This is a genomic window from Azonexus sp. (genome assembly GCF_030824335.1).
Classification (GTDB): Bacteria; Pseudomonadota; Gammaproteobacteria; order Burkholderiales; family Rhodocyclaceae; genus Azonexus.
In genome coordinates, this window is sequence record NZ_JAVBXX010000003.1 from 185381 (window position 1) to 209704 (window position 24324).

The window sequence follows — 24324 nt, forward strand, 5'->3', positions numbered from 1 at the left end:
CTGATCTGGCCCGAACCGGGCGACCAAATGACCCTGGGGAAACTATCGACACCGGGTTTCACCTGGCTCGATGGCCATGCCGAATTTCTGCGGTCCACGCGGATTTCACAGGAAAAAGCCCTGCTCGACCTGTTCGGCCGCCCCGATGGCAGCGCGGCGGCATTTCGCCGCTTGGGCGAAGCTGAGGCCAGTGTTGCCAGCCCGAGGTCCGACGACGGACTTTGGCTGTGCGCCGACCCGGTGCATCTGTGTTTTCACCATGAACGCATCGTGCTGGCCGATGCCGGCGCCTTCGAGATCGACGACGGCGAAGCCGCCGCGTTGATCACTTCGCTCAATGCCACGTTTGCCGACATCGGCGTATTCCATGCGGCAACGGCAAGGCGCTGGTATCTGCGGCTGAATACTGCGGTCGACCATGTCGCCGAGCCACTTTCCGCCGTCGCCGGCCGGCGCATGGACAGCGAACTGGCCGACAAGACCTCGCCACTGCATCGCTGGCTGAACGAAGTGCAAATGTTCCTGCACCTGCATCCGGTCAACGAACAACGTGCAGCGCAGGGCAAGCCGGCGATCAACAGCCTGTGGCTGTGGGGCGCCGGTGTGGCCGGAATGGCCGAACAAGCGGCCGGCTCAGCAGATGCCCTGTTCGCCGACGATCCACTGGCCATCGGCCTCGGCCGCGCCACAGGCATTGCCGTGCAGCCGCGACCAACAGCCTTGGCCGAACTGCTCGACAGCGGCGCGCAGACGCCGCTGGTGGTGCTCGACCAGTTGCTACCGACCGTCCTCTACGAAAACCCGGAAAACTGGCGGCAGACCTTTGCCGACCTGGAAAACCACTGGTTCGCCCCCTTACGCGCTCAGTTGAGTAAAAACCTGGGTAAAACCGTCAAAAACCTCGAGATCGTCGCGCCGACCATCTACGGCCGGCTGCAATGGACGATCAGCGGCGGCGAACGCTGGAAATTCTGGAAGAAAGGCCGCCCGCTGGCCGATATTGCCAACGCACTGGCCGCCGTACCGCTGGAAGGAAAACCGTCTTGACCCGCATCGTTACCCGCAGCGCACCGCAGCGCACCGTCTGGCAACTCGAACAGCAGGGGATGCATCCCCTGCTCGCCCGGCTCTACGCCGCCCGCGGCGTCACCGACAAGGCCGAACTCGATTACGAACTGAAATCGCTGCTGCCACCAGCCGCGCTGACCCACGCCAGCGACGCCGCCAGCCTGCTGGCCGATGCCATCGAAGCCGAAGCCAAATTACTGATCATCGGCGACTACGACTGCGATGGCGCCACCGCCACTGCGGTCGGCATGCGCGCCCTGAAGGCGCTCGGCGCCGACGTCGATTTCCTGCTACCCGACCGCTTCAAGCTCGGCTACGGGCTGTCTCCGGAGATCGTTGATGTCGCCGCGCAGCAATCGCCGGACCTGATCATCACCGTCGACAACGGCATCGCCAGTCTCGAAGGCGTCGCCCGTGCGCAGCAGCACGGCATCGCGACGTTGATCACCGACCATCACCTGCCGGCCGCGACCTTGCCGGACGCCGACTGCATCGTCAATCCGAACCAGCCCGGCTGCGACTTCCCGTCGAAGTGCATCGCCGGCGTCGGCGTGATGTTCTACGTGATGCTGGCGCTGCGCGCCGAACTGCGCGAGCGCAGTTTCTTTGCTGACCGCCCCGAACCCAACTTCGCCGATCTGCTCGACCTGGTTGCGCTGGGCACCGTCGCCGACGTCGTCAAGCTCGACCGCAACAACCGAATTCTGGTCAGCCAGGGCTTGAAGCGTATGCGTGCCGGCCGACTGCAACCGGGCATCGCCGCGCTGTTCAAGGCGGCCGGGCGGGAGGCCAGCAAGGCCACGGCTTTCGACCTCGGCTTCTTGATCGGCCCGCGCCTGAACGCCGCCGGCCGGCTGGCCGACATGCGCCTGGGCGTCGAATGTCTGATCACCGACGACCCGGCGCGGGCGCTGAACATCGCGCAGGAACTCGATGCGCTGAACCGCGAACGGCGCGAAATCGAATCCGGTATGCAGGAACAGGCCTTGCTGCTGCTCGAGTCGATGCATGTCGAAGCCGCCGCGCCCGGCGTCGCACTGTTCGACGCAAGCTGGCACGAAGGCGTCGTCGGCATCCTCGCCTCGCGCATCAAGGACAAGCTGCACCGGCCGGTATTCGCCTTCGCACAAAGCGAAGGCGGCATCATCAAGGGCTCCGGCCGCTCGATTCCCGGCCTGCACCTGCGCGACGCACTCGACCTCGTCGCCAAGCGCGCGCCCGACCTGCTGGTCCGCTTCGGCGGCCACGCGATGGCGGCTGGCGTGACGATCAAGGACGGAGATTTCGAACGTTTCCAGGCATTGTTCGCCGAAATTGCTGGCGAACTCCTCGCCCCGTCCGACCTGACCCGCACGCTGGAAACCGACGGCCCGCTCGAAGGCGGCTACATTTCGCTGGCCACCGCCAAACTGCTGGAAAACGAAATCTGGGGCCAGGGCTTCCCGGCACCGCTGTTCGTCGATGAGTTCGACGTCGAACAACAGCGCGTACTCAAGGAAAAGCACCTGAAACTCAAGCTGCGCAAGGGCAACACGCTGATCGAGGCGATCCAGTTCAACTTTTCCACCCAGCCCGGCCACAGCACCCGCGCCGCCTATCGCCTGTCGATCAATGAATACAAGGGCGTGGAAAGCCCGCAGTTGATGATCGAACATCTGGAATAAACCGGCCGCATCCCGAAAAAAGCCCGTTTTTTTGCGGTCGACCTCAAAAACCGGGCTTTTTCATCTGGCACACCATCGCACATGGCATACTCCAGGCCATGACAACCAACTGCCCCAGGGGAACAAGCATGACATTCGGTGAATCCATCAGCACCTGCTTCAGCAAGTACGCGACCTTCGACGGCCGAGCCACACGTTCGGAATACTGGTGGTTCGCGTTGTTCACCTTTCTCGCTTCGGTCATCCTCGGCATGATCAGCGAGACCGCTTCCGGCGTGTTTTCGCTGGCGGTACTCTTGCCCTCGCTCGCCGTCGGCGCCCGCCGACTGCACGACACCGACCGCAGCGGCTGGTTCCTGCTGCTCTGGCTGCTCCCCATCATCGGCTGGATCGTCCTGCTGTTCTTCGCCACGCAGGAAAGCAAGGAACCAAACCGCTTTTCCTGAACCACGGCCCCGTCATTTCAAGCGCAGCGAAGCAATCCAGCGCTGCGCTCGAAATGACGCCCCCAGCATTCACCAACCCAGATCACTCCCATGCGTATCGAAGGTACCCTCGCCAAATGGAACGATGATCGTGGCTTCGGTTTCATCACACCAACAACCGGTGGTCCAGAAGTCTTCGTTCATGTCTCGGCCTTCCCGAAAGACGGCCTGCGCCCCCGACTCGGTGAACGCCTGAGTTTCGAGATCGAAACCGGCAACGATGGCAAAAAGCAGGCAAAGCGCCTGGTTTGTCTTGATCGCACAACGGTCGGACGGCCGGCGCAGCGCACACATCCTGCCAGGCATAGAGAAACGCAGCCCGGTCCGGGCTGGTTCGGACGCTTGGTCGCCTTGCTGCTGGCCGCCGGTGTTGGCTACTACGGCTATAACGCATTCATGCAGCGCAGCCAGATCGCTACGCCGACAGCATCCTGGCATCAGACGGAACCAGCAAACGCCTGGCCGGCGACAGCAGAACCGGCGCCACAGAGCTTCCGCTGCGACGGACGCCAGCACTGCTCCCAAATGACATCCTGCGAAGAAGCGAAATACTTCCTGCGTTATTGCCCTGGCGTGAAAATGGATGGCGATTACGATGGTCGACCTTGCGAAACCGGCCCCTGCTGATCTCGCCTGCACGCTGGAAACCGACTGCCCGCTCTAAGGCAGCCAATCACACCGCTTCACTACACCAAATCAATCGCGCGCGTGCTGCGTCAGATATTCCCCAAGCGCCTCGACCGGCAGCGGTTTAGCGAACAGGTAGCCCTGAAACTCGTGGCAGCCCAATGCGTTGAGTACGGCAAGCTGGGTTTGTTTCTCGACGCCTTCGGCCACCACATGCAGGTTCAGGCTATGCGCCAGTGTCACAATGGCCCGCGTGATGGCCAGACCTTCGTTGCTGGCATCGCACTCGATGACGAAGGAACGATCGACCTTGAGGATGTCGATCGGGAAACGCTTCAGGTAGGCCAGTGATGAATAACCGGTGCCGAAATCGTCGATCGCGATGTAGACGCCCATCGCCTTCAGTTCCTTGAGCACGGTGAGCGCCCGCTGGACATCGCCCATCAGCATGCCCTCGGTGATTTCCAGTTCCAGGTTTTCCGGTGGCAAACCGGCCTCTTCCAGTACCGAGCGCACCAGTGCCGCCAGATCCTTCTCGCGAAACAGGCTGGGCGAGATGTTGACCGCAACACGCAGATTGGAATACCCCGCGGCACGCCAACCGGCAGCCTGCCGACAGGCTTCGCGCATGACGAACCAGGTCAGTTGCCCGATCAGGCCATTTTCTTCCGCCAACGGGATGAAGCGCACCGGCGAAACGGCGCCGAATTCGCTGCTGTCCCAGCGGACCAGCGCTTCGAAACCGCAGGTCCGCCCGTTGGCTTTTACCTTGGGCTGGTACACCACGTACAACTCATCCTGCTCAACGGCGCGCCGCAAGGCCGAGTCGAGCGCCAGCCGGTCGCGTGCCTCGACGTTGAGCGATTCGGTATAAAACTGGAATTGCCCCTTGCCCAGCTTTTTGGCGTGGTGCATGGCGGCATCGGCATGGCGCAACAGGACTTCCAGATCGACCCCATCATCCGGAAAAACGCTGACACCCAGACTGCAATTGACATGCACTTCGTGGCCGTCGAGCATCATCGGCGCACTGACGGCATCCTGTACGCGATGCAGGATATGCAGGGTGTCGCTCAGACCGCCGTAATCGCCCAAGATAAGCACGAATTCATCGCCGCCATAACGCGCCACGGTATCGGAATCGCGCAGACACTCCTTCAGGCGGCGCGCCACTTCAACCAGCAAACGGTCGCCGGCACCATGGCCCAGGCTGTCGTTGACGAATTTGAAGTTGTCGAGATCGACAAAAGCCAGCGAACCCTGCGTCGCCCGCCGTTGCGCCATGCGCAACACCTGCTGCAGACGATCCTGCAACAGATTGCGATTCGGCAAGCCGGTCAGCGGGTCGTGCGTTGCCTGATATTCGAGTTGCCGCCGGTAGTTGTGCTGCGCCGTGACATCCTCAACCGTGCCTTCGTAATACAGCGCCTCGCCATCCGGGCTGTACACCACGTGGGCATGCTCGGAAATCCAGATGCGGCTACCGTCGCGCCGATAGACCTCGGATTCGAAATCGGTCACCCGGCCGTGCTCGCGCATCAAGGTTTTGAACTCATCGCGCCGCCCCGGTGCCACGTAAAGACTGGTGGCGATATCGGACAAGCCGGCAATCAGCGCCGACGGGTTTTCATAACCATAAAGTGCCGCCAGTGCCCGGTTGGCTGCCAGATAATGGCCATCGACCGAGGTCTGGAACATGCCGACCACTGAATCCTCGAAAATGCTGCGGTAACGCAACTCGGCATCGGCCAGTTGGCGCTCGCCGACAACTTGCTCGGTCACATCCTCGATGAAGCCCTCGAGAACACGGCCACCTTTTTCATCGAGCACCACGGCGCCCCGCTCAAGCACCCATTTTTCGCCCCCTTGCCGGGGACAAATCCGATACTGCTGGCGATACCGGCCACTACCGGCCATCGCCGCAACAATCGCCTCGCGCACCCGCGCACGGTCGTCCGGATGCGTCAACGCTTCCAGCGAACAAACCTTGTTGTACTCCAGTTCGTCCGGACAATAACCGGTCAGTTCGCGGCAACCATCGCTGACAAAATGCATCGTCCATTGATGATCAATCGAACAGCGGAAAACCATCCCGTCAAGATTGCGCACCAAGACCTGCAAGACGCGCTCACTATCGATGCCATTCCAGGCCGAATCACGACGCTTGCGCAGGACGGGCAGAAAACCGGAGGATGATGCTTTATCAGTCACAATGTTGAGGCTTCAAGTCAGAGTCGGTTTTATTGAGCAAAAACCTTGCCCGGTGAAAATACTGGCACTTTTGTCAGCTTTCCGCCGTAGACCGGAAAAAAGCGGCCTTCCTGCCCCAACTGGCGCACCAAAAAAGTGCGCACCATAGTGCACCGCACCATTCACATAAGATGGCAGGCGCCGAAGCCTTGATCGGGCAATGTATAATTCGCCGTTTGAATTCAACTGGTTGATATAAAAATGGAAGCAGAACAGCTCAACAGCATCTCCAACAAGCTCGACGATCTGGCGCAGCGCGCCGCCGAGCTGCGGAGGTATCTTTGACTACGATCACAAACGTGAGCGTCTGACCCTCCTGAGTCAGGAAATGGAAGATCCCAAGATATGGGACGATCCGAAACGCGCCCAGGAACTGGGCCGGGAAAAGAAGGCACTGGAAGACATCGTGCTCGTCCTCGAAGACGTGGACGGCGCGATCAAGGACGGTCGCGAACTCTTTGCCATGGGCAAGGAAGAAGGCGACGAAGACACGCTGCTGTCGGTCGAGGCCGACAATGCCGATATCGAGAAGAAAGTCGGCACGCTCGAATTCCGCCGGATGTTCAACAACCCGTCCGACCCGATGCCCTGCTTCCTGGAAATCCAGGCCGGCGCCGGCGGTACCGAAGCGCAGGACTGGGCGGCCATGCTGCTGCGCATGTACCTGAAGTTCGGCGAAAAGAAGGGGTTCAGCGTCGAGGTCATGGAAGAATCGGAAGGCGACGTGGCCGGCATCAAGAGCGCCACCGTCAAGTTCACCGGCGACCATGCCTACGGCACGCTGCGTACCGAAACCGGCATCCACCGCTTGGTCCGAAAATCGCCGTTCGACTCGAATGCGCGGCGCCACACCAGCTTCACGTCGGTGTTCGTGTTCCCGGAAGTCGATGACTCGATCGAGATCGCGATCAACCCGGCCGACGTCCGTACCGACACCTACCGCGCCTCCGGCGCCGGCGGTCAGCACATCAACAAGACCGACTCGGCCGTGCGTCTGACGCACGTCCCGACCGGCATCGTCGTGCAGTGCCAGAACGACCGTTCGCAACACCGCAACCGCGACGAAGCCTGGCAGATGCTGCGCGCCCGCATCTACGAGTTCGAACTGCGCAAGCAGCAGGCCGAACAGCAGAAGCTGGAAGATGCCAAGTCCGACATTGGCTGGGGCCACCAGATCCGTTCCTACGTGCTCGACCAGAGCCGGATCAAGGACCTGCGCACCAACTTCGAGACCGGCAACACCCAGGCCGTACTCGACGGCGACCTCGATGACTTCATCCAGGCCAGCCTGAAACAGGGCGTGTAAGCGGAAGTCTGTTTGCCGGATTGCGCGTCAAAGACTGCGGTCGACGTGCAATCCGGGGCGATTTTCAGCCCCCGACCGGACGCTTTAACCGTTGATCGTCACCGGCACGGGCGCCGGCCAAGGATTCGGCATCCAGTCAGCAGTCCAGAACCGGAACGATTTCAGGCAAGGCTTCGGGCGCGATGGATAACCAGCGCAGGATGACTGCAAACAACCGGTCCGGATCAATCGGTTTGGTGACGAAATCATTCATACCGGCATCCAGACAACGTTGCCTGTCTTCGGCAAAGGCGTTGGCCGTCATGGCGATGATGGGAACCCTGCCGAGTCCGGGCATCGCCCTGATCCGCCGCACTGCATCCGGGCCATTGAGATTCGGCATCTGCATATCCATCAGGATCAGGCGATAGTTTCGCGCCGCGACCCGCGCCACTGCGACCAGGCCGTCCTCGGCAAAATCCACATCGAACTGGCATGCGGCCAGCAATTCGCCGGTGATTTCACGATTGATTTCGTTGTCTTCGACGACCAGCACCGCTTCACCGGCGAAACGCTCGATCAGAATGGCTTCGTACGCCGATTCATCCGGCAGATCGCTGGTCAAGCTGCCAGTCTTTGGCAGACGGGCCGTGAACCAGAAGGTACTGCCCTCATTGGGCCGGCTATCCACGCCGACATCGCCGCCCATCAAGCGCGCCAGTTCGCGAGCGATGGCCAGGCCAAGCCCGCTACCGCCGTAGCGCCGGGAAGTCGAATCATCGGCTTGATGAAACAGTTCAAAAATCTGCCCGACATCCGACGGCTTGACGCCAATCCCGGTGTCTTTGACAGAAAACCGGACCAGCGCATTGGCCGGCGTCGACTCAAGGAGATCGACGCGCAAATCGATCCGGCCATGATCGGTAAACTTCACGGCATTGCCGGCAAAATTAAGCAGCGCCTGGGTAATCCGCAAAGGATCACCCGCCAGCCCGGACGGCATCTCGGGAACATCCAGATGAACCTCGATCCCCTTCTCGCTCGCCTTTTCCCGGATCATTGAAGCCACGTTAGCTGCCAGTGCGGCAACCGATATCGGGATCGATTCCAGCTGAAGTTTGCCGGCGTCGATTCTCGACAGGTCGAGTACGTCGTTGACCACCCCGAGCAAATGCTGCCCGGCGGCATCGATGCGGTCTACCCGATCCCGCTGATCGCTGCTCAATTCGTTGCGTTTCATCAAATGCGCCATGCCGATGATGGCATTGAGCGGCGTCCGGATTTCGTGGCTCATGCTGGCCAGGAAATCCGCCTTCATGCGCCCGGTTCGCTCGGCCGTCTCGCGCGCCGAAATCAGATAGCGCTTGATTTCCTGTTCATCGGAAATATCGCGCATCAACAGCGCAAACTGCCGCACCCCATCGCAGGCATCCAGCTCCAATGACGATAATTCGACAGGAAAGCTGCTGCCACCATGGCGCCGACACACATGCTGGACGCGACAAAGCTTTTCTCCGGCCAGCAAGGAGGCCAGCAGGCTGCGATTTTCATCCGGAAACAAGGCGTACAGATGCTGGAAGTTTTGCGCTCTCTGCGCCGCCTCATCCAGCCCGAACATGGACAAGGCGTTCTCATCCATCGAGCGAATGGCGCCTTCGGCATCGATCACCAAAACGCCCAGCGCCGTTGCGCCAAGCAAAGCGGTATTGCGCTCCGCCGCCCGCTTGCGGGCCAGCAGGTTGGATAGCCGCGCCCTCAACTCGGCCGGGAAAACAGGCTTGGGCACGTAATCGTCAATACCGATATTGAACAGTTCAATACGCCGTGCCGGATTATCGAAGGCCGACACCGCCAACACCGGGATACCGCCGCGGGGCAATGGCTGACGACGAATGCGGTTGATCAGTCGGGCGCCCGTCATGCTGCCCCCCAGGACGACATCGCACAGCAGAATGTCGTAATCCTGGGCGAGAAAAGCCGGCCATGCTTCATCGGCCGAAGCAAAGGCATCGACCGACATGCCCCAACTGCGCAGTTGCATGCTCAAGGCCTCGCGCTGATCACGGCTGTCTTCGACGTAGAGCAGCCGGCAACGCAGCGGCTGGTTGGCCTCCAGGAAGTGACGCATGAAGGTCAGCAGTTCTTCCACGTCCTGCCGGCGAAACAGCTCGGTCACACCGCACTGGGCAGCCGCAGCGGCCAGTGATTCACTCGGCGTGGCGGTCAATACGACAATCGGTTCGACGGAGACAATGCCGGAAGTCCGCAGCTTGTTTGCCAGATCGATGCCATCGCCATCGACCAGCTGACCCGAGATGATGAAAAACTGAAAATGGTCCCGCTTGAGTAGCGCCAGCGCCTCTGCGCCGTTGCTGACATGCAGGACTTGCACACCGCGAAAGCGGGACAAACCCCGCTGCAGTATTTCCAGGTAAAGATTGGACGCGTCAACCAGCAGAATTTTCATCAAGCGCTCCCCCGAGTTCATGCGCGATTGTGCCATGAAAGCCTGACGAAGTTGCCGTGAGCATGAATACGACAAGCCGCCAAACTTTCCGGCACGCGGCACGAACAGCGTGCCGTACTATTTCCGGATCGGCTGATTGCGCCCGGAAAACTCGTCGCTCAAACGCATCGCTGCATCGCTCAGGTTGCCATCGCGCGTCGTCGAACAATAGCGCTTGATATTCAGTTCAATCGTGCCACTGGAGATGGTGGACACCTGCTGTTTCGGCAAAGCATAGTTGTGACCGCTCAAAAACCCGCGCAGCCAGGCGACATACGCCGCACGCTGCTCTGGGTCATTTTGCGCCGCCTGCCAGGCGGCACAGGACATATCGTCCAGTCCGAGAATATTCTGTCGGGCTGACGCCCCGGTCACCAGACACAGCAATGCACCGGCCAGAACGCTGACACGGGCAATTTTCGCAATTTTCATGACACCTCCAAAACGCTCAGGCCGTCAGTATATGCCCCGCCGTACGCAGCGCGATGCCGATGCAGGCACCGAGCGCCGCCGGTTTCCAGACTTTGGCGATGCGCTGCCCGGCCGAAATCAGGACGGCCACCCCGGGCAAATCGAACGGCGAGATCAGAAAGCCCGCGCTGGCGTTGAGCAGTTCGACACTGACCTGACCGGCTTTACGCATCTCGTCCATCACCCCCATCATCGCCGTGCCGCCGGCCAGATACTTGGTCAGCGCTGGCAAGACCAGCGCCGGATCGATTGACAAGAAGCCGAGTAGCGGGGCCAATCCTGCGGTCAACAGGTCGATAACGCCAAAAACGCGCAAAGCAGTGACGACGACCAGCGACAACACCAACATCGGGATGGCACCAACCGCCAACTTGAACGCCTCGGCCCCCGCCCGGTTGATCACGTCGAGCACGCCCTTCGCACTCTCGGCCACCGGATGCGACAGGTGTTCATCGACTACAGCTTCGCTGACCGACAGCGCACGCCCGAACAGGTAATACGTCGCCGCAGCCGCCGCCAGGCCACCGAGCAAAGACCAAAGCAGCGTCAGGCCGATATCCAGGCCCATCGTCATCATCGGCAAGGAGGCATTGGCTTGTGCCATGGCGAACACCATGGCCAGAGTGGCAGCAATATGCCGATCCGAGGCGCCACGCTGGTCCATCATCGTCAGGGTCGCCATCGGCGCCGCGAAGCTGACGAAATTGACCTGTAGCGCAGCGAATACGCCCAGCCCGGTCAAGCCGAATGGTTTCAAGACCGGCGCCAGTCGGCTGACCACCCAGTCGAGCACGCCTCGCGCTTCGAGCAGGCGCATCAACGACAGCATGACGACCATGACGGGCAACAGAACGAACAGCGAAAGCTCGACCGCAGAACGGCCAGCCTTGAGGATGATGTCGATGAGGATTTCCATGGGGCAGGATTATTGCACCGCTTTTCACTTTCGGCCGATGGGCAATTTCCCCGACCCCACGGCATTGTGCTTGTCGCTAAGCCCCTAAATCGGCGAAAATTCAGGGTTCTACGCGGTCGACCGCAGCAAACCTCAAATTTCCAAGGATTCTTCCTCATGGCCACCTCCGACAACGCCGAGCAGCAAGCCCCGGTCCAGCAAGACGAAAATCAGCTCATCGCCGAGCGTCGCGCCAAACTGGCCGAGTGGCGCAAGAGCGGTGCCGCCTTCCCGAACGATTTCCAGCGTGAAAACACCGCGCACAAGCTGCATGAAGGCTATGGCGAGAAAACGGCGGAAGAACTGGAAGGTATGCCGGTTGAAGTCAAGGTCGCCGGCCGTATGATGTTGAAGCGCGTCATGGGCAAGGCTTCGTTCGCCACCATCCAGGACGTTTCTGGTCGCATCCAGCTCTACGTCGCGCGCGACAAGGTCGGCGAAGACGTCTACGCGGCGTTCAAGGGCTGGGATTTGGGCGACATCGTCGGCGTCGTCGGTACGCTGATGAAGACCAAGACTGGCGAACTGTCCATCCAGGCTGCCGAAATCCGCCTGCTGACCAAGTCGCTGCGCCCGCTGCCGGACAAGTTCCACGGCCTGGCCGATCAGGAAATGAAGTATCGCCAGCGCTACGTCGACCTGATCATGAACGAGGAAACGCGCTTCACCTTCCGCGCACGTTCGGCCATCGTCCAGTCGATCCGCAACTACATGTGCGGCCACGGCTTCATGGAAGTCGAAACGCCGATGATGCACCCGATTCCCGGCGGCGCTGCGGCCAAGCCTTTCGTCACGCACCATAACGCGCTCGACATGCAGCAGTTCCTGCGCATCGCGCCCGAGCTGTACCTGAAGCGCCTGGTCGTCGGCGGTTTCGAGAAGGTCTTCGAGGTCAACCGCAATTTCCGCAACGAAGGTTTGAGCCCGCGGCACAATCCCGAATTCACGATGATGGAGTTCTACGAGGCGTATGCGAATTACCACACGCTGATGGACTTCACCGAAGGCCTGCTGCGCCACGCCGCGCGCGAAGCGCTGGGCAAGGAAGTGTTTGTCTATCAGGGCCGCGAACTCGACCTGTCGAAGCCTTTCCATCGCCTGACCATCACTCAGGCGATCCAGCGCGAACAGCCGTCCTTCACTGACGAGCAACTGGCCGACGCTGAATTCCTCAAGGCCAAGATCAATGCCTTCGGCGAGAAGGTCAAGCCGGGCGGCCTCGGCAGCCTGCAACTGCAATTGTTCGAAGCCTGCGCCGAAGCCCAGTGCTGGGAGCCGACATTTATCATCGACTACCCGGTCGAAGTGTCGCCGCTGGCCCGTGCCTCCGATTCCAACCCGGAAATCACCGAACGTTTCGAGCTGTTCATCGTCGGCCGCGAGATCGCCAACGGCTTCTCGGAGCTGAACGACGCCGAAGACCAGGCCGCCCGCTTCCAGGAACAGATGAAGGCCAAGGACGCCGGCGACGAAGAAGCGATGTACTACGACGCCGACTTCATCCGCGCGCTGGAATACGGCCTGCCACCGACCGGTGGCTGCGGTATCGGCATCGATCGCCTGATCATGTTGTTGACCGACAGCCCGGCGATTCGCGACGTCATCCTGTTCCCGTCGATGCGTCCCGAGTAATCTCCGGAAAGACCGACCGATGCAACTTCGCCAGATACAGGTCGCGCGCGACGCAGTGCAGGACAGGCTGATGCTGCGCGTATCGACACAAGCCAACGAGGAGTTTCGCGTCTGGTTCACGCGCAACTTCCTGCGCGAAGTCTGGCCACTGCTGACCGGCATGCTGATCGACCATCTCGCGGCCACGCCGCAGATGGGCGCCAGCGCTCAAGAGCCGAGCCAGCAACCGAGTTTCGATCAGGCCTTCCAGGAAGAAAACCCGCGCTATCCGCTGGGCAGCCAGCCCCTGCTGACCAGCGAAGCCAGCCTGACGGCAATCAACGAAAAGACCGTCCAGATGACCTTTCGTGAAGGCCGTGAACGTACCTTCAACCTGAGCCTCAATGCCGACCTGCTGCAGGCCTTGTGCGCCATGTTGCGGGCCTCCGCCGAGCAGGCGGCATGGAACCTGACGCTGGATTACACCAGCCAGCCCACGCCCGCCAAAGCGCCCCCCGAGATGCCGGCCGGTAACAAACCCACCCTGCTGCATTAGTGAAAAAACTGCAGCCTGCCCGCCTGGAATTCGCCACCATCGGCACGCCGTACTCCAGCACTTACGACGATGTCTATCACTCGGCCCATGGCGGACCGGCGCAGACACGGCATGTGTTTCTCACCGGCAACGACCTGCCGCAGCGCTGGCAAAGCAAGGAACGTTTCGTCATTCTGGAAACCGGCTTCGGGCTGGGCCTCAACTTCCTGACCACCTGGCAGGCCTGGCGCAACGACCCAGCACGCTGCCGGCGACTGCATTTCGTCTCCTTCGAAAAACACCCATTCAGCGCCGCCGACTTGCGCCAGGCTCAGCAAGCCTGGCCGGAATTTGCCGAACTGGCCGACCAACTGCACGCCCAATGGCCGCTGCTGACATCCGGCGTACACCGGATTTTTCTCGATCAGCACCGGGTCATCCTGACCCTGTTTTTTGGCGACGCCAGCACGCAACTTCGTGCGGTCAACGCCTCGGTTGATGCCTTTTTCCTCGACGGCTTTTCGCCGGACAGGAATCCGGAATTGTGGACGCCGCAACTGTGCAAGGCGCTCTCCCGACTGGCCGCACCGGGTGCCACGCTGGCCACCTGGTCGGTCGCCGGCCAGGTGCGGACAGCACTGAAAGACGCCGAATTCACGGTAAAAAAGCGCCCCGGTTTTGCCAACAAGCGGCAAATGCTGGTCGGCACACTGCGCGCCCAACGACCGGAGCGTTACCCGCTGCCGAAAGAGCGCCGGGCCGTCGTCATCGGCGCCGGCATTGCCGGCTGCACGGCGGCGTACGCGCTGGCCGCTGCCGGCTGGCAAGTCACGGTGCTGGAGCAGGCGGCGAGTCCGGCCAGCGGTGCCTCGTGCAATCTGGCCGGCATGCTGCGCCCCTTGCCGAGTGCCGACGACAATCGCCTGTCACGCCTGACCCGCGCCGGCTTCCTGGCCACCCGCCGCTTGCTGGCAAACCTGCCAACCGCACGCTGGTCCGCCTGCGGCGTGCTGCATCTGGGCCGCGATGCCGAACATGAAATCCTGCAACACAAGGCCGTAGACCGGCTGGGCTGGCCGCCCGAATTGCTCGGCTTCATCGAGCGCGACGAGGCCGTCCGCCGCCTCGGTCTGCCGGTCGATACCGGCGGCTGGTGGTTTCCGGCAGGCGGCTGGGTCCAGCCCGGCTCGGTTTGCCAGGCAGCGCTTGCCGCCTTTCCCGAACAGATCGCGCTGCGCTGCAATACTGCGGTCGACCGGCTGGAAAGAACGAAAACGATAGACGGGACAGAAACCGGCTGGCAATTACTGGACGCGGCGGGAAACGAACTGGCCGTGGCACCGGTTGTCATTCTGGCGGCCGGCGCCGCCGCGCAGCATTTCGAGCAGTTTGCGCCGATTCCGCAAAGTTCGGCCCGTGGTCAGGTCAGCCACCTGCCCGCCGGCCAAGCTGCGTCGCTGCCGCATGTGGTGTTCAAACATTGCTACGCCATCCCCGAAGTCGACGGCCAGTGCCTGATCGGCGCCACGTTGCAATACGACGACAGCGATTCGGCCGAACGGCTGGCCGATCACGCGGAAAATCTCGCACAGGCCCGCCTCAACCTGCCCGGACTGGCGGAAAACATCGATCCGGCCAGCCTGCATGGCCGCGTCGGTTTCCGGCCGATGTCGCCGGATCGTCTGCCCATCGTCGGCGCGCTGCCCGACAGCAGCGCCATCAAGGGCCAGCCGCGCCTCGCCGCCCTGCCCCGCCACCCCGGTCTGTGGTGCCTGCAGGGCTATGGCGCACGCGGCATCGTGTGGTCGGCGCTGATGGCCGATCTGCTGCTCTCCCGTCTGGAAAACGAACCGCTGCCGCTGGAAAACGATCTGGTCGATGCGCTCGACCCCGGCCGCTTTTTGCTCAAATCCTGCGGTCGACGGCAGGATTCTGACAATTCCAGCGAAGCCGACTGAAAACCGGGTCAAGGCAAAATCAATCCGCATGATGTGTTAGCATCGCCGCCGTTGGTGCTCGCGGCAGGATTCCTTTGCCGCGGTTCAACGGGAAGCTGGGGGAAGAAAGTCCTGCAGGACCGATTCTTCTAACCAGCGCTGCCCCCGCAACGGTAAGTGGACGGGTCGGGCCTTTCGGTTCCGCCCTGCTTTCGTCTCTTGAGCCACTGGTGATGTGTTCGCGCATCATTGGGAAGGCGACGAAGGTTGTCTCCACCAGCCCGGATACCGGCCAACAAGGTGGACCAGTGAACAGCCGGTCTGTAGTGCCAACAGGTCGACGGGGATGTCGACGACGGCGATTTTTTTGGTATTCGACATGTTTCCTTCCCTTTCAAGCGTCGCCCCCGCTGCGCGCCTGCTCGCCTGCGCTTTCGCCGCCGGCACCTGCATTTCCTTCAACGCGCATGCCCACGGCACGCATACCCATGGGCACGGGACGGCGCGCCTGACGGTCGACGGGCCGGTTGTCGAGGTCAGTATCGATGTTCCGCTCGAAAGTTATCTCGGCTACGACTATCCGCCGCGCGGCGAAGCCCAGCAGCAGGTGTGGGATGCCTTCGCAGCCCGCGCCGGCAATCCGCTGAATTTCATCGAGCCGGCCGCCGAGGCACGGTGCACGGTGACTGCAGCGAGCACAACACCCGATATCGCCAAGGCAACACCTGCGGTCGATATCAGCAACGTGGTCCTCACCGTGAAATTTCATTGCGAGCAGCCGGCGGCGCTGAAGTCCTTCTCGCTGCACGCCTTCCGCGATCATCCAGGCTTGAAGCAACTGCGCGTGCAGCTGCAGTTGAACGGCCAGCGCAAGACGGTTACGGTGCGCCCGCGCTTCCCGGCCATCACGCTCTGAGGATGGACCATGCTTGAAGCCGGTTTCCTGCAGTTGGCGCAGTGGTTGCTGACGCCCATTCTCGTGCTGCTCGCCGCAGCTTTCCTTTACGCGCTCTGGATGGCCGGGATGGTGGCGATGGAAGCCTGGCAACGCCGCACCGACCCGGCATTTTCCAGTCTACAGCTGGCGGCCGGCATGGATTTCGAGGAGCTTGAACTGCTCGCCCTGCGCCGGCTCGAACCGCTGCGCCTGCTCAGCCGGGTGACCCCGATGCTCGGTCTGATCGCCACGATGATTCCGCTCGGCCCGGCCTTGCAGGGTGTGGCGAGCGGCCAGGGCAACGCCGCCCTGTCGGTGTTCAGCAACGCTTTTGCCGGCGTCGTCCTGGCACTGGCCGCAGCAGCCATCGGGCTGGTTCTCTACTCGCTGCGCCGACGCTGGTTGCTGGCCGAACTGCTGGTCATCCGCAAGCGCCTGGGAGCGGGGCAATGAGCCTGAAACACTTCAGCATTTTCGAGGAAGACGACGATGATCCGATGCTGTCGTCGATCAACCTGGTCGACGTCTTCCTGGTGCTGGTCGTGGCGCTGATGGCTGCGGTCAACCTGTCGACGAAGCCGGAAAACGCCACGGCGAATACGGAAAAATCGCCGGTGGAAATGGTCATTCGCGAGAATGGCCAGGAAATCCGCTACCAGGGCACCGGCAGCAGCGGTGAAGGCGAAGGCGTACGCGCCGGCGTCGCCTACCGGCTGCGCGACGGCAGCATCATCTACGTGCCCGAAGGCGAAGCCTCGCCGCCTGCCGCGGATTGATCCGCATGGTTCATCGTTTTTTCCGGGCGCTGGCCATCGCCGCCCTGTGCTGCTGGGCGGCCGTGGCGCAGGCCCGGCAACTGCTGTGGCTGACCGCCGACATCACGCCGGCGGCGCGGACGGCCGTTGTCGAGCGGATGGCGGCGGAACAGGGCTGGCAAGTTCAGCACCTTGATCATCCGCTGAACGACACGCCAGCGCTGACCGGCGAGCAGCGTGCCGCTCTTGCACGGGCGCTGCCCGGTGCCGACATGGTCTGGGTCGATGCGCCACATGCGACGGCGAGAAGCCGCCTGGAAAAGCTGTTCGGCGAGCAGTTGACCGCATACGCGGCACAGCAGCCGCAACGGCTGGTATGGATTGGCGCCGAAGCCGGCGGCGATCCGGTGGTGGCTGACCTGGCCGGACGTGTTGCCGGCTACCTGCGTTTTGGCGGCGAAGACAACATCCGCCATGCCTTCATGCTCGCCAGGGCCTGGCAGCAACAGCCGCAAACCCCGGTGGCCGGACTCCTGCCCGACCTGCCGCCGGCCCGTGCATGGCCGCAACGTGGCCTGTACCACCCGGATGCTGGCAGCTTTTTTGCCGATATCGGGCAGTTGACCGCATGGCAGGCGCGACAGCCGCATTTGCGCGACTTGCCGGCCGTCGCGCTGCTCGTCCATCGTCATCATTTCGTCAATGCCGAAACCGGCTGGCTGGAACAGTGGCTGCGCCTGTTCGCAGCGCGCGGCATGTTTGCCTATGCAGTGTTTGGCCAGCAGCTCGACAGTCGCGGACTGGCCGAATTGCTCGCGCTCCCCGATGGCGGGGCACATCCGCGGGTGCTGGTGCTGCACCAACTGGCCTCGCAATCGAGCGCACTGCAGGCGCTGTTCGATCAATGGGGCGTCCCGGTGCTCGCCACCCAGCCTTACCGGCATGGCGACATCGCCGCCTGGGAAGCCGATCCCACCGGCCTGAAACTGTCCGATACCCCCTTCTACCTGGTGCAGCCGGAAGCTGCCGGCGCCGTCGATCCGCTGGTGGTCACCGCGCATGCCGACGGCGGCCGGCAGACACAGTTGATCCCGCGCCAGGCCGAGGCTGTTGCCGCCAAGGCCAGACGCCTGATCCAGCTGCGCGACACGCCGCCGGCGAAGAGAAAGCTGGTGGCGATGGTCTACAACTATCCGCCCGGCGGCAGCAATTTCGGCGCGTCCTTCCTCAATGTCCCGCGCAGCCTGGAAGTCGTCAGCGGCGCGCTGGCGCAAGCCGGCTATACCACGCAGCAGGTTGCCGAGGCGACCTGGATCAAGTCGCTGCAGCCGCTGCTCGGCGCCTATTACCCGGATGGCGATTTGCGCGCCTTGCTGGCCAACGATCAGGCGGCTGCCCTGCCGCTGCGCGATTACCTGGCCTGGTGGCAGGCCTTGCCGGCAGCGCAGCGGCGCCGGATCGAAAGTGTCTGGGGCGTGCCGACACGCAGCCGCTATCTGGTCGACTGGCAGGGCGAACCGGTCTTCGTCATACCCCGCCTGCAGTTCGGCAATCTTGCCGTGCTGCCGCAACCGCCGCGCGAGGAAACCCTGCATCGCGGCCAGAATCCTTTCATGCACCGCAGCCGTCAGCCGCTGTCGCATCACTACCTGGCGGTTTACCTGTGGGCCCGCCAGGCCGATGCCCTGATTCATTTCGGCACGCACGGCACGCAGGAATGGGCCACCGGCAAATCGCGTGGCCTCGATGTACTCGACGACGCGTTGTTGCCGCTCGGTGATGTGCCGGTGGTCTATCCCTACATCGTCGACAACCTGGGCGAGGCGCTGACCGCGAAGCGACGCGGCCGTGCCGTGCTGGTCAGCCATCGTACGCCGATCTTCGCCACCACCGGTCTGGCGGGCGGAATGGCGCAACTGCATGAACTGATGCACGAATGGGCCATTGCCGACCAGGGGCCGACGCGCGAGGCCATCGGCGACCGGCTGACGACCCTGATTGTCGACAGCCGCCTGCACCACGACCTGAAATGGTCGGCTGAACGGGTGCGCGCCGAACTCGATCCCTTTCTCGAACTGCTGCATCCCTGGCTCGACCAGCTGGCCCACGGCAGCCAGCCGCAGGGCCTGGCGGTGTTCGGCCGGGCGCCTGACGAAGAACTGCGCCGGCAGACCATACTCCAGTCGCTGCGCACACCGCTGCTCGACGCGCTGGGCGAGGATGTGGACGAAACCTTCCTGATGGATCACCGGCGGATCGCCGAATCGCGCCCGATGCAGTGGCTGAAGCTCGCCTTGCAGGACGCGGAAGCCGCCAGCCAGCTCGATCTGCGGCCGCAGCAGGCGGAGAACGCGGTGCCGAACCGCGCCGCCGTACACCGGATCGACCGCGAGGCACTGCTGGCGCTGGCCGAGCGGGCGCAGGAACTGGACCGCCTGCTGGCGACCGAGAACGAAATGCCGGGATTGCTGGCGGCGCTGGATGGGCGCTTCCTGCCGGCGGCTTATGGCGGCGACCCGGTGCGTAATCCGGAAAGCCTGCCGACCGGGCGCAACCTGACCGGTCTCGACCCGAGCCGGCTGCCGACCCGGCAGGCATACACCGTGGCCGAACTGATGTTCGACAACTGGCTGCAGACCTGGCGCAGCGAGCATGGCGGCAAATATCCCGAGCGCCTGGCGCTGTCGTTGTGGGCCGGCGAAACCCTGCGCCATCAGGGCATCATGGAAGCGCAGGCGCTGGTCGCACTGGGCGTTCGCCCGGTCTGGGACGATGCCGGCCGGCCGCGTGGCGTGACGGTGATTCCGCTGGCCGAACTCGGCCGACCGCGCGTCGATGTGCTGCTCAGTGTCACCGGCTCCTACCGCGACCAGTTTCCGGCACTGATGGCGCTGGTCGACACGGCCATCGCCGAGGTCAGCCATGCCGAGCCGGCAGGTGCGGTGGCCAGCCACAGCCGGGACGTTGCCCGCGAACTGGCTGCTCAGGGCGTACCGGCCAAGCTGGCCGGACTGATCGGGCAGGCCCGCGTTTTCGGCAATCCCGTCGGCGACTACGGGACCGGCATCGATGCCGCCGTGCAGGACGACGGTTTGCGGGTGCGCGATGCGCGCCTGGGCGAATTGTTCCTGCAGCGGATGAGCCAGCCTTATCTCGGTGGCGTGCCGGTCGATGGCGTCAGCACGGCGGTGGCTGCCCGCTCGCTGGCCGCCGGCTTGCGCCGGACCGACGCGGCCTTGCTGTCGCGGACCTCACACCTGTACGGCATGGCCAGCTCGGACGACCCGTTCCAGTATCTCGGTGGCCTGGCCGCCGCCGCGCGCAGTGCCGGGCGTCAGGAAGCGCTGCCGCTGTACGTGAACCAGTTGCAGAATGCCGATGAACCCTTCACCCAGAGCGCGCAGCAAAGCGTGGCGCTGGAAATGCAGGCGCGTTACCTGCATCCCGGCTGGGTCGAGGCTTTGAAGAAAGAGGGCTACGCCGGCACCCTGCAGGTGCTGAAGGCGGTGCAGAACAGCTGGGGCTGGCAAAGCGTCACCGACGGCATGGTGCGCGAGGACCACTGGCAGGGTTTCTACGATGTCTATGTCCGCGACAGTCACGGTCTCGATGTGCCGGCCTGGTTGCGCAGCCATCCTCAGGCCTATGCCCAGACGCTGGAGCGCTTGATCCAGGCGCAACGCCAGGGCCACTGGTCGCCGGACCTGGCGACGCGCCAACAACTGGCCGGCCTGTACGACGAACTGACCAAGCAGGCGCCGCTGGCGCAGGAACTCGCTGGCGTTCGCCAGTGGGTTGACAAGGTGCTCGACAAGTCGCGCCCGGTGCGGCAAGCCGAAAAGGGGAAAACCGCCGGTGTGGTGCTGGCCAATGGCGGCGCAATCCTGCCGGTGAGCAGCCCGGCGCCGGCGAATGCCGCAACGCCGGCAAACGCCTATGTACCGGTCCGCGGGCAAGTCCTGAGCCGGGTCGAGCGCCAGACCGGACAGGAAGTCATGACCTGGCTTGGTCTGTTACTGATCCTGCTGGCGGTCACTGGTGGGGCGGTGCAGCAATGGGCGCATGGTCAGGCATCGGCACGACGGCAAAGCAGCGGCAGCAAAGCCGAGTGAAGAGTGTTAGCCAAGCCTTTTGATTCTTGATAAGGTGAGCGAAGGGGAATCCGCGCTGGATTCCCCAGCACACCTGCCAAGCAGCATCCGCGCGAACCAATAGCCGAGCTTTCTCGAGATGCCTGAAAATCACACCATCAGCGTAGACCAATTGAGAATCGGTCTGTACGTCCACCTGGACTTGCCTTGGTTCAAGCATCCATTTGCTTTCAATCAGTTCAAGATCAAGAACGACGAACAGATTGAGACAATCCGTGGTCTGGGTCTGAAAACCGTTCGTTACAACCCGGAGCTGACCGACCCGATCCAAGCAGCAGCCCAAGCCAACCCGGCAGCCAGGCTCGAAACGCCCCAATCCGGGACACCACCCAACACCAACGTCGAAACCGCAGAAACCCCGGGTGCTGCCGTCAGCCCCTTCATTGCCCGCGCCCTGGAAGCCAAACGCACGATGATCACGCAGATCAAGATCCAGCGTGAAGCGGCAGCACGCATCGAAAATGCGTTCGTCAACACGGCAAAAACGGTTCATGAAGTGGAAAAGAACCTGTTTACCCGACCGGCAGAAACGGTCAAACAAGCCAGCCGGCTGATTGCACAAATTGCCGACTCGATTCTGTGCGCTCCCGAACTCGCCATTCACGTGATGGGCGACAAGATGGGTGGCGAAGAGTTGTATTTCCATTCGCTGAACGTCACCACCCTCTCCCTGATGGTGGCTCGCGAAATCAAGCTACCGACGGAAATCGTCAGCGCACTGGGCATGGGGGCACTGTTTCACGACATCGGCCGCAAGGAAATCCCGAATCGCATCCTGATGAAGCTGGAGCCAATGACCAAAGCGGAACGCCATTTGTACGAAATGCACTGCCAGTACGGCCTCGACATGGCACAACGCCTGCATTTCACGCCGCCCGTCACCAATATCATTTACGAACATCACGAATTTTTCGATGGCAGCGGCTATCCGCAAAAACTCAAGGGAGAGGCAATCAACCTGCTCTCGCGCATCGTCGTCATCGCCAATCACTACGACAGCTTGTGCAATCCGTTCAACATTGCCGATGCACTCACGCCGCATGAAGCCTTGTCGGTGATGTTCGCCAAATTGCGCAGCAAGTTCGATCCCAAAATGCTGCAGGTTTTCGTCCGCTGTCTCGGCGTCTATCCGCCGGGAACCATTGTGCAGTTGTCCAACGGGCTGCTCGGCATGGTTGCTACGGTCAACACCGCAAGACCGATGAAACCCGTGATCGTGGTGTACGACGCCGACATTCCGAAAGATGAAGCGATATTGGTCGACATGGAAGATCAAAACGACCTGAATATCAGCAAAGCCATCCGTCCGGCCCAGGTACCTGCCGATGTTTACAACTACCTCAGTCCGCGTAAACGGGTCAGTTATTACTTCGACCCGATCAAATCGGGGCAGGAAACGGGTAAAAAATGAGCAGTCTTGAAAAACTGATGCTGGATCATTGCCCGAGCATGGTACTGCTGGTCGATGCGGAGAGTCTTCAGATCGTACATGCCAACCGGCCGACCGAGCAGTTACTTGGTTATCGCGTAGAACAGTTGCTCACCATGAGCATCACGGAAATCGAAAGCTCGCTACAGGATGTCTTCTATTGGGAAGACGTGCGCAATGGCCAGTTTCTCGACATCAAGGGGCAGGAAGGTCTCTACCAGTGCGCCGATGGTGCCATGCTGCCCGTGACCAAGAGCATTGAAGTGCTTGAACATGAAGACCGGCGTTTTTTGCTGGTTCAGGCCCAGGATATCCAGAACCAACGCCAGGTCGAAGACACGCTGGAGCAAACGCTCTCCCAATTGCGCGCCACACTGGAATCGACCAGCAACGGCATTCTGGTGATCGACTGGCAAGGCAATATCGTCAGCCTGAACCGGCTGTTCAGCAACATCTGGGAAATACCGGAAAATCTGCTTCAGGCACGCAACGATTCGGCAATCATCGATTTCATGTGTCACCAGGTCCATGAAGAAGAGGTTTTGCGCGAACGCCTGCAAGGCATCGTAGACAGCGTTGAAACCGAAGACGTGTTCACACTGAAGGATGGACGTGTCTTCGAATGCAAATCACGGCCGCAATACCTTGGTGAACACATCGTCGGCCGGGTATTCGGCTTCAACGACATCACGGCGCGGACACAGGCCGAAGCATCGCTACGCGAATCGCGCGACAAGATGGAAGAGCGGGTCCGGGTACGCACAGCCGATCTGCAAGCAGCCAATGCCCTGCTGCAGGAGGAAAAGAGTCGCCAGGAAGAACTGATCCGCAAGCTGGGTGAAGCCCAGACGCAATTGCTGCAATCTGAAAAACTGGCGTCAATCGGTCAATTGGCGGCAGGCGTGGCGCATGAAATCAACAACCCGATCGGCTTTGTCAATTCCAACCTCGGCACCTTGCAGACTTACGTCAAGAACATGCTGCAACTACTCGGCGCTTACGAAAAACTGGAATCCTCCATGCCGCGCGCAGCACAGGAAGAGATCAAAAAATTGAAGCAGGAAATCGATGCGGACTTCCTGCGCCAGGATATCAACGACCTGACAGTGGAATCACTGGATGGACTGCAGCGGGTCAAACACATCGTGCAGGATTTGAAAAACTTCTCGCACGTGGATAGTGGAAATCTGGAGTGGGCAAATCTGGAAAGTGGCCTGGACAGTACGCTCAACGTGGTCTGGAACGAATTGAAGTACAAGGCCAAGGTGGTCAAGGAATACGGCAACATTCCACAGATCGAGTGCTATCCCTCGCAACTCAATCAGGTATTCATGAATCTGCTGGTCAATGCAGCCCATGCCATCGAGGAACACGGCACCGTAACCATCCGTACCGGCCATGATGAAAATAATGTCTGGGTCGAAATCGAAGACACTGGCAAGGGCATTCCGGTCGAGTTGCAACGGCGTATTTTTGAACCTTTCTTCACCACCAAGCCGGTTGGTAAAGGAACCGGTCTTGGCCTCTCTCTTTCCTACGGCACCGTGAAGAAACATGGCGGACATATCGAAGTATCGAGCGAGGTTGGTAAAGGCTCTACCTTTCGAGTCGTTTTGCCGCGCCAGACCCATATCGAGAACGAAAAAAGTTAGACTTTG

18 protein-coding genes and 1 riboswitch are annotated in these 24324 nt (G+C 61.6%); of the genes, 14 read left to right on the plus strand and 4 right to left on the minus strand.

The genetic code is table 11. The features are described from left to right. Positions 1-27: 27 nt before the first annotated feature. From RCI20_RS00810 to RCI20_RS00825, 4 genes are all read left to right on the plus strand, one after another. Positions 28-1047, plus strand: coding sequence for a hypothetical protein (locus RCI20_RS00810; protein WP_306602564.1), 1020 nt, complete (start codon positions 28-30; stop codon positions 1045-1047). Then, a complete protein-coding gene (gene recJ, locus RCI20_RS00815; RefSeq protein WP_306602565.1) occupies positions 1044-2732 on the plus strand; it encodes a single-stranded-DNA-specific exonuclease RecJ in 1689 nt (562 codons plus the stop codon). Before RCI20_RS00810 ends, recJ begins: the two co-directional genes overlap by 4 nt. Before the next feature lie 128 nt (positions 2733-2860). Further along, the gene (locus tag RCI20_RS00820; protein ID WP_306602566.1) at positions 2861-3178 is read left to right on the plus strand and encodes a DUF805 domain-containing protein; all 318 of its coding nucleotides are present in this window, start codon (positions 2861-2863) and stop codon (positions 3176-3178) included. Positions 3179-3268: 90 nt separating this feature from the next. Beyond that, on the plus strand, positions 3269-3844 hold the full coding sequence (locus RCI20_RS00825) for a cold shock domain-containing protein (protein ID WP_306602567.1): 576 nt from the start codon (positions 3269-3271) through the stop codon (positions 3842-3844). 69 nt (positions 3845-3913) lie between these two features. Here the strand turns inward: RCI20_RS00825 and RCI20_RS00830 are convergent, their stop codons facing one another. Then, positions 3914-6055 (minus strand): GGDEF and EAL domain-containing protein, encoded by a 2142-nt coding sequence (locus RCI20_RS00830; RefSeq protein ID WP_306602568.1) that lies wholly within the window; start codon positions 6053-6055, stop codon positions 3914-3916. Positions 6056-6295: 240 nt separating this feature from the next. Between RCI20_RS00830 and prfB the strand changes: the two genes are divergently transcribed. Then, a protein-coding gene (gene prfB / locus RCI20_RS00835) for a peptide chain release factor 2 (protein ID WP_306602569.1) occupies positions 6296-7400 on the plus strand; the annotation gives its coding sequence in 2 pieces (ribosomal slippage) (positions 6296-6376 and positions 6378-7400; 1104 coding nt in all). A gap of 136 nt (positions 7401-7536) precedes the next feature. Here the strand turns inward: prfB and RCI20_RS00840 are convergent. The 3 genes from RCI20_RS00840 to RCI20_RS00850 form a co-directional block, all read right to left on the minus strand. Next, entirely contained in the window at positions 7537-9846 is a 2310-nt protein-coding gene (locus RCI20_RS00840; protein WP_306602570.1) for a response regulator, read from the minus strand. 117 nt (positions 9847-9963) lie between these two features. Further along, positions 9964-10317, minus strand: coding sequence for a hypothetical protein (locus tag RCI20_RS00845; protein ID WP_306602571.1), 354 nt, complete (start codon positions 10315-10317; stop codon positions 9964-9966). Between the two features lie 16 nt (positions 10318-10333). After that, positions 10334-11272, minus strand: coding sequence for a nucleoside recognition domain-containing protein (locus RCI20_RS00850; protein ID WP_306602572.1), 939 nt, complete (start codon positions 11270-11272; stop codon positions 10334-10336). A gap of 156 nt (positions 11273-11428) precedes the next feature. On the opposite strand from RCI20_RS00850, the gene lysS reads away from it, so the two are divergent. From lysS to RCI20_RS00895, 9 genes are all read left to right on the plus strand, one after another. Beyond that, positions 11429-12943, plus strand: a complete 1515-nt coding sequence (gene lysS / locus RCI20_RS00855) for a lysine--tRNA ligase (protein ID WP_306602573.1) — start codon at positions 11429-11431, stop codon at positions 12941-12943. Positions 12944-12962: 19 nt separating this feature from the next. Beyond that, positions 12963-13478: a hypothetical protein gene (locus tag RCI20_RS00860; protein ID WP_306602574.1), complete on the plus strand. Its 516-nt coding sequence runs from the start codon at positions 12963-12965 to the stop codon at positions 13476-13478. Further along, positions 13478-15415: a bifunctional tRNA (5-methylaminomethyl-2-thiouridine)(34)-methyltransferase MnmD/FAD-dependent 5-carboxymethylaminomethyl-2-thiouridine(34) oxidoreductase MnmC gene (mnmC, locus tag RCI20_RS00865; protein ID WP_306602575.1), complete on the plus strand. Its 1938-nt coding sequence runs from the start codon at positions 13478-13480 to the stop codon at positions 15413-15415. The genes RCI20_RS00860 and mnmC overlap by 1 nt, the downstream gene beginning before the upstream one ends. Before the next feature lie 35 nt (positions 15416-15450). Next, positions 15451-15706: riboswitch (cobalamin riboswitch) on the plus strand. 67 nt (positions 15707-15773) lie between these two features. Then, positions 15774-16310: a DUF2796 domain-containing protein gene (locus RCI20_RS00870; protein WP_306602576.1), complete on the plus strand. Its 537-nt coding sequence runs from the start codon at positions 15774-15776 to the stop codon at positions 16308-16310. A gap of 9 nt (positions 16311-16319) precedes the next feature. Further along, entirely contained in the window at positions 16320-16784 is a 465-nt protein-coding gene (locus RCI20_RS00875; RefSeq protein WP_306602577.1) for a hypothetical protein, read from the plus strand. Continuing rightward, the gene (locus tag RCI20_RS00880) at positions 16781-17107 is read left to right on the plus strand and encodes a DUF2149 domain-containing protein (protein ID WP_306602578.1); all 327 of its coding nucleotides are present in this window, start codon (positions 16781-16783) and stop codon (positions 17105-17107) included. The genes RCI20_RS00875 and RCI20_RS00880 overlap by 4 nt, the downstream gene beginning before the upstream one ends. Positions 17108-17112: 5 nt before the next feature. Then, positions 17113-21198 (plus strand): cobaltochelatase subunit CobN, encoded by a 4086-nt coding sequence (cobN, locus tag RCI20_RS00885; RefSeq protein ID WP_306602579.1) that lies wholly within the window; start codon positions 17113-17115, stop codon positions 21196-21198. A gap of 118 nt (positions 21199-21316) precedes the next feature. Further along, a complete protein-coding gene (locus tag RCI20_RS00890; RefSeq protein WP_306602580.1) occupies positions 21317-22648 on the plus strand; it encodes an HD-GYP domain-containing protein in 1332 nt (443 codons plus the stop codon). Then, complete coding sequence (locus tag RCI20_RS00895) at positions 22645-24318, plus strand: ATP-binding protein (protein WP_306602581.1); 1674 nt, start codon at positions 22645-22647, stop codon at positions 24316-24318. Before RCI20_RS00890 ends, RCI20_RS00895 begins: the two co-directional genes overlap by 4 nt. Positions 24319-24324 lie beyond the last annotated feature (6 nt).